Genomic DNA, 14,377 nt, shown 5'->3' with positions numbered 1-14,377 from the left:
GCCCCACCTGCCCGTGGGATCGGGCTCGTCAACCAGATAGAACCCAAACACATTCGGATTGCCGAGGAAGGGGGTCATTTTCTCGATGAAGGATGCGGTTACGCCCTCATGCTCGTTGAGGTACACCAGGCCTTTCATGCCGTCAGGCAATGCGTCGACCAGCGAAACATACTGAACGTCAGCCAGATTGAAGCCGGCGGTTGCGATTTCGGTGGCAGAACCACCCGATGCATAGTGCAGAGTTGCCATCCATAATCCCTCATTTTGATTCGATAGCGCCCCGCGGATGTCTGCCTACTAGAGGGTGTATATTAGCGCCAAATCACATACCTGCAGGCTCTGATAGAATGGTTGATCGCCAATAGGAATGCTGCACGGAAGGAGTAACTTCCATGGACATAATAAATAAGTAACAAGAATATGATCCCATCAAAGGGCCGTGTTTATCCAGCCCATCTGGTCAGATTGAAAGACAGATAGTTTAATATCTAGAGCGTATCTTGCAGATCGCTGAAATAAACTTTTAAACTATGTTTCTATCTAACTGTTCACCCGCGCATTGAGAGATCAGACAGACGTTCACCTAAGAGCCAGACCCCTCCACAGTCTCACTCCCGCAACCAATTAGTTGTGGATAATTCGTAGGCGTCCCCGCGTTCGTCGCGTGAAATCGGTCGGCAGATCAGGTTGCCGGCATCGGTACGGTCGAATCGGCTTATCCGCTGGTCGCAAGGAGGCAGGTTGCGCCAGGAGTTGTGGCTGAGGGGTCGACTATCATGCCTGGTAGCACAAGCGGGACAAGCTGAGGCGCGAACCCGGACCGGGCGCTTAGGAATCCGACGCGCCCAGCGTAGAGCAGCCGTACAACGCACGACTGTGGGAAGCGCTTTCTTCGGTTGCCTTATCAGTTGCAAGTCCGGCTTGGCCGAACCCCTAGTGTTCGAGGCGCAATTCATCCGCGTACCCGTTCCTATGCACCACCAGATGCCGTCGAGGTGGTTCGCGATACCCGTAAGGCCGTGATCCCCATGCAGTTTGCCTCATTCAAACAGACGAGGACAGTATGCAAGCCTCCTCCTACCGTATCCTTTCACGCGCACAGAAGTAACGAAGCAAAACCATGAAAGCAGATGCGAAAGGCAGTTACTTCACGCGACCGGAACACGGCGCACGGACGGGAGCTTCGGGATGAATCCGCATCTCGTTTGTGTCGGAGGCGAAGATCACGCCCTGAGAATTCCGTTCCTAATGTCCCTGCGCGAAAGCGGCTTCCGGGTCACGGCAGTTTCAACCGGCGATGAGGCTGCGTTTTTGCGGCATGGCATTCCGCATCGTCGCTACGGTTTCGACCGATTTGCCAGCGGCACTGGCGAGTGGACCGCTGTAAGAGCGATTCGGAAATTGCTTGCGGAACTCCGGCCTGACATCGTCCAAAGCTTCGATACCAAGCCTAACCTGCTGACACCCATTTCGGTGCGCGGAACGGTCCCGGTCGTGCGCACGATCAACGGCCTGGGCTGGACATTCTCATCGTTGGAACCGCGGGCTCTGGCCTTACGTCCAATTTTTTGCGGACTACAATGGCTTGCCTCCTTCTGGACGGCAGCGACGGTATTTCAGAATCGGGACGATGAGGCTTTCTTCAAGCGCTTTCGATTGATTGAACCTGGCAGCGGAAGAGTGATCCGCAGTTCTGGCATCGATGTCGATGCGTTCGCTATGGCGAGGCATCTTGCTCCGCCGGCGGCGAAAATGCGCCAGGAACTCGGGCTCCAGTCAGCAGAGATCGTAATTTTTGTGGGCCGGCTAACCCGCCAGAAGGGCATCCCGACGCTGCTCCAAGCAGTCCCCCGCGTCCTTTCTAAAAGGCCTAATGCGCGTTTCGTGCTTGTCGGCCCTTGGGAGTCCGAAGGTCCATTTGCAGTCGACAAGTCGGAAATCGATAGACACGCTCCTCATATTATCGCGCTAGGCCCACGACGCGATGTTCCAGCCCTTCTTGGCATGGCCGACGTGTTCGCCTTCCCCACACAATATCGAGAAGGAATCCCGCGCGTCCTGCTCGAGGCAGGGCTGGCGGGATTGCCCATAGTCGCCTCAAAGATGCCCGGCTGCAATGAGGTGGTCGAGGATGGATGGAACGGCTACCTAGTCCAACCTTACGACGCCGATGGCCTTGCATCTCGAATAGTCGACATCCTGTCCGACCGCAGTCACGGAAAAATCATGGGCGGTCGTTCTGTCGAACTCGTCCGTGAGCAGTTCGCGCTGCCGCGGGTGGTCGCTCAGTATTGCGATCTGTACGAAAATATCCTTGGCGCCAAATCCCACGGTGGCCTCGCCCGACCGGCGTATCCGATCTTAATTAGAGACGATGCTGTCAGCGGTAGATTGGATGTGCGCCGATGATCCGGGACGCGATCCTGGCCTGCGGGCTCGCAACGACCTATGCGGAGCAACTCGACATTCCTGGGTCGCCCTTGGGGATTGGCGAACTGTTCCTCGTGCTTTGGATCATGCTGTCGATCGCGCGCGTCCTTGCCGGCGGTCGCCTGGAGACCAGGCCGGCGCTGACACTCCTTGCAAGCTACTGGACGATTATGGCGCTGGCTCTGGGGGTCGGCACCGTTGTCGGCTATCTGACCACAGTTCTATATCTGACGGGCCTGATGCACGATACGATGGCCTACCTGCTGTTGGTCAGCGTCACCTGCCTTGCCGCTGCAGAACCCGAGGCCGACCGCCATCTCCGTCGTACTGGCTGGTGGGTCGTGGGTATCGCGAATATGGCCCTTGCCATTCAGCTGGGACAAGGCTGGGGCTGGATCCCCCGAGCTGGCGTCGATCCCTGGTACTGGGACCGCTTTCGCGGCTGGTCGCACAATCCAAACCAGCTCGCGCTCTACTGCGCAATCTTTGGCCCGCTAGCCTTGCATCTTGCGACCACCACCAGCAATCGATGGGGCAGGTCTCTTGGGATCGCCAGCTTGTTCCTAACCTTCTATGTCGGGAGGCTGACAAAGAGCGATACCTATTTGTATACCAGCATCCTGACCTGCCTGACGTTCTTCGGGCTGCGGATCAGGACATGGCTCAAGACCAGTGGCAATAGGGGCAGCTTTTCACGGCAAGCCGTCCTCCTGTTGCTCGTCGGTATCCTTCCGTTGGCGATCGCGATAACCCCCTACGCCGTGACGGAGGCGAGCGTCCTCGAAAACTTCGCCAAGGGCCTGACCAAGGACAAGGGCGGCGAGGCCACTGCCGAAACCGCCGCACTCCGCGTGCATCTCTGGGACGAAGCAATAGAGAAGGGCGCGGAATCCGGGTCGTTGGGCCTTGGTCCAGGTCCGCATCTCGAGCGCCCATCAGTGTTCGAATCGCAATTTTTGGAACGACCCTTCGAGGCTCACAACACGATCCTCGATCTGTACACTCAAGGTGGACTTATTGCGGTTCTGGCGCTGGTCTGGATCGTCAGCGCCGCCATCGTGTCGGTATGGCGTGCGAAGCTCGACGCGCTGTTAGCGCTCGTGGTGTCAATCGCTATTTTCGGAATGCCGCACCTGATCATCCGTCACCCGATCGTGTGGTTTGCGCTGACCATCTGCCTTGTCGCCGGTGCTCCGAAAGCAGTTTCTGCAATCTCCAACAATCCGGGTTAATGGCATGTGTGGTATTGCCGGAATTCTTCTTGCCCCCGATTCAGCCGACACGAAGCCGCTCAAGGCAATAGAGCAAATGACGGCCGCGCTTCGTCACCGCGGACCGGATGGCGAGGCATTCTGGATACATAGCGAAGCCGGGCTTGCCTTCGGTCACAGGCGTTTGGCCATTGTTGATCTGTCGGAGGCGGGCTGCCAGCCAATGCATTCCGAAAGCGGCAGATACGTCATTACGTTTAACGGCGAAATATACAATTTCCGCGATCTGCGCTGCGAACTGGAAAGTACAGGTCGTCATTTCAGGGGCACCAGCGATACCGAGGTCATGCTTGCCGCTATTGAGAATTGGGGCCTCGAAAAAGCACTCACACGCTTCGCCGGCATGTTCGCGCTAGGACTATGGGATCTGAAGACGAGGACGCTCCATCTCGCCCGCGACCGAATGGGCAAAAAGCCGCTTTATGTCGCCTCAACACGTGATGCGCTTGTTTTTGCCTCTGAGTTGAAGGCGATCACCCGTTTTCCAGGTTTTTGTCAGGAGCTCGATATCAATGCGGCCGCGGCGATGCTTTCGAACGGATGGGTACCGGATGACAGCTGCATCTGGCGAGGCGTGTTCAAATTACCGCCGGGTTCGGTCCTGTCGGTGACGGCAGCTGACTTCGCCGCGTCGCGAAGTGCCGCCTCGCTAGCGCATCGTATTCGATACTGGTGGTCGCTAGCCGAAACCGCCGCCAAAGGGCGGGCGGAGCAGGTCGTCGGCAGTGACGAAGAACTTACCACTGAACTGGATGGCCTGCTTCGACTTGCCGTTCGGGAGCGCATGATCGCTGACGTTCCGCTCGGGGCCTTCCTGTCGGGCGGAATAGACAGCTCGACGGTTGTAGCCCTGATGCAGGCTCAATCGGACAAGCCGGTGCGCACGTTCACGATCGCTTTCGGAGAGGGCGGGTTCGATGAGGCTCCCCACGCGGCGGAAGTCGCGCGGCATCTGGGCACCGACCATACCGAACTCCACCTTTCGGCTGCCGTAGCGCGCGAAGTCATTCCAGAATTGCCGCAGATCTGGGACGAGCCTTTCGCTGACGAATCGCAGATACCAACTCTGCTGGTGGCGCGGCTCGCCCGCCGGCACGTTACGGTGGCTCTGTCGGGTGACGGTGGCGACGAATGCTTCGCCGGCTACGCCCGCCACTTCATGGCTGCCCGCCTGCGACGACAGCATACTCTGCCGTCGGCACTGCGTCGGGCGCTCGCGGCAGGCACTGGGTTACTGGCCCGTGCAGCCCGTCACGATCTCGTCGGGAAGCTGCCGCTTTCGGAGGGTGCACGGCATGCGCTGCGGGGCGACCGGCTGGATCGCCTCGCTCAGCTACTCGCTGCAGCCGATGAGGACGAGTTGTTTCGGCGACTGACGAGATCGTCGACCGAGAACCTCAGCCTGCACCAGCCCCCCTCATCAATCCACGTCGAGCACCGGCTTGATGGGCTGCTGTCCCGTCTTTTGTATGACGATATGGACGGCTACCTGCCCGGCGATATATTGGTGAAGCTGGACCGCGCCAGCATGGCCAACAGCCTCGAGGGGCGGTGCCCGCTACTCGATCATCGGGTTGTCGAATTCGCCTGGCGCCTGCCGACGAATACCAAGGTTCGTAATGGCAAAGGTAAGTGGATCCTTCGTCAGCTGTTGCGCCGGTACGTTCCGCAGCGACTGATCGAGCGGCCAAAGCAAGGTTTCGATGTTCCTATAGCAGTCTGGCTGAGGGGCCCGCTGCTCAGTTGGGCAAACGATCTTGTCGCCGATATGCGCATCTCCGGAGACGGAATTTTCGACCTTGCGAAGGTGGATGCGTGCTGGCGCGGTCACGTCGATGGCAGGCACGACCATTCTCGCGAATTGTGGCCGGCTTTGATGTTCCAGGCCTGGCACAACGAGGCAAGGCGGCCATCGCCGCCAGCAACGGGTTCTCGCGTGCCCGAACTTACAGGAGATTAAGATGGAAGGGTCCATAGTTAGCCGCATCCACCTTCCGCACGTTACCGAAATGCACTTGCCTGCGCGCGAAATCACTCCGCGCATGAAACGGCCGTTACGTGAGCAGATGGACACGCAAACCCCGCTCCATCAGCTCCTCGTTACCCTCTCAAGAAAAAAGTGGTTCCTCCTGGCCATGGTCGTCGCAGGCGGTGTCTTGGCCGCGCTTGGAGGGCTTGCACGGCCTGCCCTATACGAGGCCACCACGCAGGTAATCGTCGACGCACCTAGTAGAGCAGCCCCTGCCGGCGGCTTGATCTCTGCTCAGGATCAGCTGGATTCCAGCATTGACGACCATATCACCATGCTCTCATCGCAAAGCCACCTGCGAAGCGTAGTGGCAGCGCTGCGCAAAACGGATGCTGCCAATGGTGCTAAACAGGCTGGTGCTCGAACCGGAAACCATCCTCCGAAGCCTGTTGGCGTCGAGCCGCTGAATTTGCGCTCGGTTCCAGCCGATTTGCTGGCCAAAATTTGGCCGCGAAGCACGCCGGCGGCGCCAGATGCGGCTGAACTCAAGGTGCTGCGTGAAGGTATGAGGATCGGCCAGGAGCTGCGATCGAGAGTTATCAGTGTCGGCTTCACCGATCACGATCCGGCGCGAGCCGCTCTGATCGCCAACACGTTCGTCGAAGTGTATATTGGCGATCTGGCAAGGAAAAGCCAAGCGTCGGACAGGCTGGAACTCGACTCGATAGTCTCCGGGCTGCCGACTATACAAAGCAGTCTGGCAGAAGCGACCGATCGTCTGGAGAGATATCGGTTGAGCCATGGCGCGGTCGATCAAGGTGCGGCGGACAATGCTGCCAAGGAGACAGCCGAACTCACTCAGCAAATTTCCTTGTCGAAAGCGGACCTCTCCGCAACGGAATCCCGACTCCAACACATTCAGGACTTGCGAAAGGGGGGCGCGCCCGTTGCCTCGGTAGCCGAAGCCATCGGATCACCCTTGCTGGCCGATCTCTTGGCAGGCCAGGCCAACGGCACGGCAGATGAGAATGTCACAAATGCGATCGATCGTGAGATCGAACAAGAAATCGCCCGCGTCGCTGCTGAGGCAAACATCTATCGCTCCCAGATTGCGGCGCTGCAAAAGCGTAAGGATGTCCTAGATGCGGTTGTGGCCGATACAGCCGGCCGGCTTTCCGGACTGCGTGCTCTCGAGCCGCAGGTCAGCATCCTGACGCAGCGCTACAACGACCTTTTGACCCGGCAACAGGACTTGATGCGGCGTATTGCAAGTCCATCCCCCGGAGTCAGGCTTCTCTCAGCGGCGTGGCCCCCTACCAATCCAACGACTCTTTCGCCAATTTTTCTTATTCCGCCTGGCATGGTCGTGTTTGGCCTGATTGGAGGGATTTTCATACTTGTCCGCCAACGCTTCGATCGCACTTTGCGCGGAGAGGCCGAAGCTGAAGCAGCGCTCAAGGTTCCGTGCCTCGGGCTAATACCCCAGGCTCCCACAACGCACGCGAAGCGACTGCAGCAGCTGGTTTCAGGCCAGCAGGGGTGCAGATACAGCCGCGCCGTGACGTCCCTGCTTGTCGCCGCGGCGCCCCAACAGGCAAGGGATTACTCGAACATAATCTTGATAACATCCTGCGGTGAGGATGATGGCAAGACCGAGCTCGCATGGAGCATGGCCTTGGCGGCCACCAGACTTGGAGGGCGAGTACTCTTCATTGATCTGGACCGCACGGACCACCGCCTTACGGGCGAGTTTGTGAAGGAATTCAGCGCACGTAAGCCGCACAATTTTTTCGGAGACTATGTGAGTGACCGTTGTGCACTGCACGATGCGATAGCAGGAATGTCGGCGATCGGGATCGACTTCATGGCGCTCGCACCGTCGGAGGATCTGCTGCCCTTGCTGTCCAGTGTCGACGGCTCCCCTTTCAAAGATGAACTGCACTCGATCTATCGGGTCGTCATCATAAATGGACCGCTGGGGCTTGAGGGACCAGAGGCCAGGCTCCTGACAGGCTGGGGTGACGTGGTTCTTTTCGCCGTTCGCTGGGCGAAAACGCGACGCAGCATCGCGCGAGGCGTTCTGGACCTGCTTGCGGGCGATGCACCAGCTTCGGTCCCCGTCGCAAGCGTTCTCACGAAGGTTAATCTCAGGAAGCACGCTGGTTACCGGTTCGGGGACAGCGCTGACCTCTTGCTGGAGAGGACATGACGAGCGCGGCTCTTGTTGTTGCGCACTTCCCGCTTGGTTGAAAATCACCGCGCTAGGCGCTGCGCCGATCGGCTGCTGGGCGCGGGCCATCCGGCAGTAGCTGGGGTTGTCGCGGAGAGATCCATCCGGAGCGTGGGTCCGAAGTGTCACAACGGAACCTACGGCCAGGAGCCGCCGGACGGGCATTCATGAATTCCGGACCCCATCTGAGGCAACGCGCCTGACGCCGTCCTTCGTCTGCTTGGCGTTCACCGCGCGCCTAGTGGTGTCGAAATCACCCTTCACGCGGACCCGCTCATCGCTGCTTGGCTTGGCGATGAATCCGTAGCGCAGGTGACGAGACTTTGTCGATCTTTGCCCAGAGTGCGCTCCCCCCCATCGTCGATGCATTCCTGACCGCGTATGCCCATGCCGGCAACCGCGATGGTGAAATCGCAAGGGCAGTCAAACCTTGCGCAATCCGTTGCGCTTTGCTTCGCGGCAGGGCGCGCACGAACTCACTCACGCTACCTGGTTTCTCTCCCTTTCGGAAAAAGCTGTGGACGATGTCTTGTTTCAGGAATTTGGCGAGATTGAACGGCTCCCGCTCGCACTTGCTCAATTGCAAGCCGTGCCGCTGACATATGGCATCGAAGGCTTCTTTCGTCCATCGGCCGATGTGGTTTGGTGGCATGTCTATGAGCGAGCCATGGGACTCCATGTAGTAAGTTCTGTTTTCATTTGGCACGGCGATAAAGGCAGATCCTTGCGCCTTCAAAAGATATTTCAATCGAGCAAAAACGTCGTCCACTTGGTCCATATGCTCGAAGACTTGAAACATGAAAATAAAGTCGAAGGACTCTTTCATAGAATCGAAGCTGTCCATCCGAAAATCGCCTGAATAGGTCTTAAAGCCTTTCGACGCCAGTACAGACCTCGCCGTTTCGTTGTAGTCGACCGCAGAGATGTCGGAAACATGGAAGAATTTATTCTTGATGCGATCGAGAAAATATCCGAACCCAGACCCCACTTCGAGGGCAGTTTTTCCGCCAGTCTTCAGGCCCGCGAGCTCTTCGATAGTCCTTGAATATTCCCATTTCATGGTCGGATAGGAAGGGTACGCCCAGGCTAAGTTATAAAATTCAACGCCGCCAGCGACGAAGGGATCTGCAAAACCGAATCCGCAATCTGCGCATTTGCGGATATCGCATGTGTTGCTGCCCCAGAGATCCGACAGGTGGCTTGTTAATTTTCGAGAGCGATCGGGGTCCTGACGCGGATTGATGAAATGTCGAGAGGCCTCATCTGCTGTCACTTCGAACAATTTCGCGGTTGATACACTGGCACACGCCGGACAAATGGTCATCTCGCTTACCCCTAAAGGCCAGACCGAAGGAAAGCCGCCTTCGACGGTATATGATGCGCCCCAGCCCGCCCGCCGTCGCGCTCGACGATGCCGCCATGCTCAGAAGCTAAATCGTCTCAGGCTACGCAATCGACCCAGTCTCGGGCGGATCGCGAACACGTAAGTAAGAATGTGCTGGCTCGCTATTTTCATAACTGACGGGCGAAGAATTTGCATCGCATCTCGGATCGTCGCCCGCCAGGGTTGCTGGTGGAATCTGCTGGGAAGACGAGCAACCCGCAGCGCCCGTAACAGAGTCTCAGGGCAGGGAAGATGTTTACGATCCTCGATGAGGTTCCAGTTAAGCTCTTTGACGGCAAGCGTTACCTGATCGACCTCATCGAAACTCTTGGTTGTAGTGATGCTCGGGTGGTTCGTCGCGTCGTAGAAGATCAAGCCATCGTTTATCGCGACCATGTCTCCGTGGCAGGCCAGATCGACAAAGAACAGCTGGTCGACTCCAGCTGGGATTGAATTATGGGCGCGCATCAGGCAACCCGCGTGAATGACGTCGCGGTTGATCAAAAGCGTCGATGGGATGATCCCAAGGCTCCGCGTCGTGCGGACCAGATAGAGGTCCGTCAGGCATTGCTGGCTTGAGTAGACGGAAATTCGTTGCCGCCCCTGCGGTGGCAATCGGAATTTCATCCGATCGTCCTCAATTATATTGGCTGCACAGGTCATGAATGCAGCTGAGGGATGCTTGGTGGAAACCTCGGCAAAGGTCTTGAGTGCGCCCGGGGCGAGCCAGTCATCGTCATGGAGCAGCTTGATCCATTTTCCGGCGCAAGCGAGCATGGCATTGTTGGTATTCTCTACCTGACCGCGGCCCCGGCAGTTTTCGACAATTCGGATGCGAGGCTCGGTCCGCGCATACTCGGCCACGATTGCCCAAGTCGGTCCGTCCCGGCCCTCGTCGTCGCTGACGACCAACTCCCAACTGGAAAAATTCTGACTCAGAATGCTATCCATTGCCCGGCGGATCGTGTCCGGTCGGCGAAAGGTTGGGATTGCAACTGAAATGAAAGGGCGCAGTCGCGAAGCATCAGCGCGATGATGTTGGTCAACCACAGCGGTCGTTTGGAGCTGATCAAGCTGCGATTGTTTCATGGTGCTTTTCCCTCGAGATGATGACCTTGTTTTGGTATGGCAGCTCCCGCTGGTTTAATGGCATGGCTCAAAATATACAGAGAGGCCGCCGTTTTCAGTGCAAACCCGACGCCGCCGCCGGCCGCCATCAGATAAATGACCTTGAGTGGTTCCCAACCTGCCTCAGCACCGGCAAGAAGCGGACCAAACACCAGCGCCGTCCGCGCGCCGTCGACGAGAAGCCGTAGCTCCTGCCGGCGCAGGAGAGCTGGGACATCTTGAAGCGGCGTCGCCAACGCCTGCGCAGCCCCCATGAACGCCAGCGCGGTCATAATGTCTGCGGCGGGAACCCAGGGCGGGCCCAGCAGGGGGACGACAATATATGGCGCAGCCAGGCCAAGCGCCAATATTGGCAATGCAGTGAGGCAGGCTGAAAGCATCAAGAGGCCGCGTGCGGTGCCGAGCAGATGTCTGCGATCACTGTTTTTGTTCGCCTCGGAGACAAAAACATTGCTGAGCGGGGTGGCGATCAGCGTGACCGGCGCAGTCACCAGCCGCGCTGCCACTCCCAGGTAACCCGCAAAAGCGGCGCCAAACAGCGAACCAACAAGTATTGCGGGAAGATTGATAATGGCGAAACTCGCGAGAGCTGAGGGAATGTCAAATAACGGAAACTTGTATTCTCGCCTGGCGACGGCAAAGACGGTACGCCACGGCGCTCGGGCGACGCCGTGTAAGTCCTTCCAGCTCAGAATCCGAGAGCCGAGGAGTCCGATAAAAATGAATTGGCTCAGGATATGGGCATGTACCATCGACTCACCTCCGAAATGGGCGAGCCCAAAAATCAATTGCAGCAGGGCCATGGTCGCCGGCAAGATCAGCCGGCCGAGGGCGAAGTCTCGTAGCAGGCCTGCGCGCAGGCTCCAGCAGTTCATGGCTTCGACGAGACCTGCGCCCGCCATCCCAAGTGGAACGAGCCAGGCGAGGTGGCCGACCCGCGCTGGAGCGATGCTCGCCCACAGCAATCCTGCCGCAAAGGCGAGGACACTCGTCACCGACACAGCCAGGAGAATGAGCTTAACAGTCACATACGCCCGCGCATTGTCCTTGACACCATAGAGAGAGGCCTCGAAACGCAGTGCTGCGATCGCGCCGAGGATGTTTACGATCGAAAGATAAATCGTGAAGATCCCGAAATCTGCCGGGGAATAGAGCCGGGCCAAAACGGGAATAGCGGCGACGAGAGTCAACTGACCGGCAATCGCCATGGCCGAAACGCCTCCTGCCGCGCGCAGAATACTGCCGATCGGGCTTGGAGGAACACGGGTGATTATTTTCTCGACCGTAGGAACCGTCCTGGATCTCAGAAAGTAGCTTTGGGACATGAGCTCGCGATTCCGAGGAGGCAAAATGCGGTTGACCGGAGCTTACGATGGGGCCTGAACGTCACCATCATCCATCTGAATGACATCGTTCGGCGGAGCGGCGATGTAGCGAATTCTTTGTGCTCCGGGCGGGGCACAACTGCAGCTCTGAAATTGAGACCGCTCGTTGGACTTGCCCGCGATGAACTGATTTCTGCGGGGATCGCGCGGGCATCGATGCTCGGGAATGTCGTCGTCACGTTATGCGGTACCAACTGGATCTTTTGACCAGACCAGCAGCCGCGACAAGGATGGCCGACGCGTGGATTCGTCGCTCCGACAAGGCGCGGATTACACGGTGGGCTTACACATGCATTAACGTTTGTTGCTGTGTGCTGGCTGCGATGTTCGTTCCATGAAAGTCCCGGTACCATTCGACAAAGCGTTGCACTCCGTCCTCGAGCGTTGTCGCCGGGGCGAAGCCGACAGCGTTACGAAGATCACTCACGTCGGCGCGAGTCTCCAGAACGTCGCCCGGTGGTAGAGGCACTTCCACGCGAATCGCCCGGCAGCCAAGGGCGGTCTCGATGAGCGAAATCAGCCGGTTAATCTCCTCCGGCCGGTCGTTGCCAATATTATAGACGCGGTACGGTGCAGAACTTGTGGCGGGATCTGCGGTAAGAAAATCCCAACCCGGGTCGGGTCGCGGCGGTGCAGCGAGTGCTCGAACCACCCCCTCAGCGACGTCGTCGATATAGGTGAAGTCTCGCCACACGCGGCCGGCATTGGCTACTTCGATTGGTTTCCCCTCGATAATCAAACGCGTGAACATGTAGACTGCCATGTCGGGCCTGCCCCAGGGGCCATAAACGGTGAAGAAGCGCAGTCCGGTCACGGGCAAGCAGAATAAATGACTGTATGAATGCGCCATGAATTCGTTTGAACGCTTGGTTGCGGCGTACAGACTGACAGGATGGTCTGCGCCGTGATGCTCAGAAAACGGTGTGGTTCGATTTGAGCCGTAGACGGAGCTCGACGAAGCGTAGACGAGATGACTAACGCCGAAGTGCCGGCAGCCCTCAAGGACGTTGAGAAACGCCACTATGTTCGATTGCACATAGCAATGCGGGTCAGCAAGTGAATGACGCACGCCGGCCTGAGCCGCGAGATGGACAAAGTGTGAGGGGCGAAATTCTGAAAACAGCAACTGAACGCGGGCGGCATCCGCCAGATCAATTCGCATCGAAGTGAAGCCCGGCTCGGCACAGAGACGTGCAAACCGCGCTTCCTTGAGTCGTGGATCGTAGTAGGGGGTGAAATTGTCGACGCCGATGACTTCGGCACCCAGACGCAAAAGCCGCAAGGCGACGTGAAAACCAATGAAGCCTGCAGCACCGGTGACGACGATCGGTCCTATCGGGACGAGTTCCTTCACGGCGCGGTCTGACCGGGATCGGGCGGTTTCCATATTTTCCGCAGAAAGAACGGAACCACCGTTTAAATCATGATCCAATTTTTTGCCCCTTCGACGTCACTCGACAGTGTCGAATTGCCTATTCCGAGATCCCGGCCAATTGTGCCGGGATGTTATGTGCCGGGGCGTCGGCGTCGGCACAGGTGAGCAGGCGCCGGCCACGCGCTGCGCAACGTGACCTGCCAAGCTAGGTTGGAACGGCCTCCAGCACCGGTCGACCAAGCCCCGTCGCATGTGGATGCCGCCAACTAGACCCCAACAACTGCGCGGCCCTTACGGCAGGACCGAAATACGCCCAAGAAGGGCCACCAGTTCCGCCTGGCGTTTTGTTTCGGTCTTGGCGAACAGCGAGGCAAGCTGGGAACGGATCGTGGTGCGGCTGAGACGCCAGCTGCGAGCGATCTCCAAAGGTGCGTCGCCCTGGGCCAAGCGCAAGGCGAGGTGCGTTTCTGCGCTCGTCAAGCCAAACATTCTTTGCAGCGTCCGAGGATTTGGCCCCGACCTGTTGTCGCGATCCAGCAGCGCCACAATGCTTGTTCCGTCGGGAGCGATAACGCCGTTCTCGTTCAGTATCACCGGTCGGTCGCCCCTGCTGCGGATCACCACCCAAGACAATGAGCCCGGCAGGAATTGGCCCGGAACATTCGCGATCAGCCGCCTTAGGGCGGCCGTAAGTCCGCTCGCCGTGTCGGCCGCTTCGCCCTGGCGCTCAAGCGTGGTTTGGGCGGCTGCGTTCCACTCGACTACTTTTCTTTCGCGATTCAACACGAGATAGCCACAGCCAATGCGATCAAGCACGCCGGTTATGGATTCCAGACTGCGGCCTTTTGGTTCGCCGAACCTTGCGCCCAATGGATCCGATGCGCGATCGGGAAGGTGACCAGAAGAGGGCCGCGTATTCCGCGCTTCAAAATCATACTTGGTCCTCGTAACAATATACCGATTGTTCGAAGAAGCATCGACCTGTCTATCGATCAGATTCATTTTCTACCCCTAACCCAAAGTTTCACACGCCCGAAATAAGTATTCGGGATTCATGTAGTCTTCTATGTGTAGCTGGATTATAGTCTTCTATGCGCTGACGGATAATACGTTCATCATCACCTTGAAAACTTAATATGATCCGACAGTTCTAAGGCAGCTCTTAGGCCCCGCTGCGTCCGATAAAATGCGCGCTATGATAGCGG

General features: G+C 58.0%; 9 protein-coding genes and 1 pseudogene. 4 read left to right on the top strand and 6 right to left on the bottom strand.

The genetic code is table 11. The features are described from left to right. Positions 1-249 (bottom strand): annotated as a pseudogene (locus tag NKI72_RS23770) (calcium-binding protein); the annotation flags it as partial. Positions 250-1,188: 939 nt separating this feature from the next. On the opposite strand from NKI72_RS23770, the gene NKI72_RS23765 reads away from it, so the two are divergent. Genes NKI72_RS23765 through NKI72_RS23750 form a run of 4 tightly spaced genes read left to right on the top strand, consistent with a single transcriptional unit; the run spans position 1,189 to position 7,879 of the window. Beyond that, positions 1,189-2,409, top strand: a complete 1,221-nt coding sequence (locus NKI72_RS23765; protein ID WP_352835892.1) for a glycosyltransferase — start codon at positions 1,189-1,191, stop codon at positions 2,407-2,409. Continuing rightward, positions 2,406-3,662: an O-antigen ligase family protein gene (locus tag NKI72_RS23760; RefSeq protein ID WP_352835890.1), complete on the top strand. Its 1,257-nt coding sequence runs from the start codon at positions 2,406-2,408 to the stop codon at positions 3,660-3,662. The genes NKI72_RS23765 and NKI72_RS23760 overlap by 4 nt, the downstream gene beginning before the upstream one ends. Positions 3,663-3,666: 4 nt before the next feature. Continuing rightward, positions 3,667-5,661: an asparagine synthase (glutamine-hydrolyzing) gene (gene asnB, locus NKI72_RS23755; RefSeq protein ID WP_352501443.1), complete on the top strand. Its 1,995-nt coding sequence runs from the start codon at positions 3,667-3,669 to the stop codon at positions 5,659-5,661. A 1-nt stretch (position 5,662) separates the two neighbouring features. Continuing rightward, a complete protein-coding gene (locus tag NKI72_RS23750) occupies positions 5,663-7,879 on the top strand; it encodes a GumC family protein (protein WP_352472462.1) in 2,217 nt (738 codons plus the stop codon). Between the two features lie 295 nt (positions 7,880-8,174). On the opposite strand, the gene NKI72_RS23745 is transcribed toward NKI72_RS23750, so the two are convergent. The 5 genes from NKI72_RS23745 to NKI72_RS23725 all read right to left on the bottom strand — a co-directional run bounded on the left by NKI72_RS23745 (position 8,175) and on the right by NKI72_RS23725 (position 14,174). Further along, positions 8,175-9,224: a class I SAM-dependent methyltransferase gene (locus NKI72_RS23745; protein ID WP_352472463.1), complete on the bottom strand. Its 1,050-nt coding sequence runs from the start codon at positions 9,222-9,224 to the stop codon at positions 8,175-8,177. Positions 9,225-9,323: 99 nt separating this feature from the next. Then, positions 9,324-10,373, bottom strand: a complete 1,050-nt coding sequence (locus NKI72_RS23740; protein WP_352472464.1) for a glycosyltransferase family 2 protein — start codon at positions 10,371-10,373, stop codon at positions 9,324-9,326. After that, positions 10,370-11,620 (bottom strand): oligosaccharide flippase family protein, encoded by a 1,251-nt coding sequence (locus NKI72_RS23735; RefSeq protein WP_352472465.1) that lies wholly within the window; start codon positions 11,618-11,620, stop codon positions 10,370-10,372. Before NKI72_RS23735 ends, NKI72_RS23740 begins: the two co-directional genes overlap by 4 nt. A gap of 460 nt (positions 11,621-12,080) precedes the next feature. After that, on the bottom strand, positions 12,081-13,184 hold the full coding sequence (locus tag NKI72_RS23730) for an NAD-dependent epimerase (RefSeq protein ID WP_352472521.1): 1,104 nt from the start codon (positions 13,182-13,184) through the stop codon (positions 12,081-12,083). 279 nt (positions 13,185-13,463) lie between these two features. Next, positions 13,464-14,174, bottom strand: a complete 711-nt coding sequence (locus NKI72_RS23725) for a helix-turn-helix transcriptional regulator (RefSeq protein WP_352472466.1) — start codon at positions 14,172-14,174, stop codon at positions 13,464-13,466. Positions 14,175-14,377 lie beyond the last annotated feature (203 nt).

The sequence above is a fragment of the Mesorhizobium sp. M0437 genome (genome assembly GCF_040321335.1).
Taxonomy (GTDB): Bacteria; Pseudomonadota; Alphaproteobacteria; order Rhizobiales; family Rhizobiaceae; genus Mesorhizobium.
The sequence above is the reverse complement of the archived record's forward strand: the minus strand, read 5'-3'. Positions and strand labels throughout refer to the sequence as shown.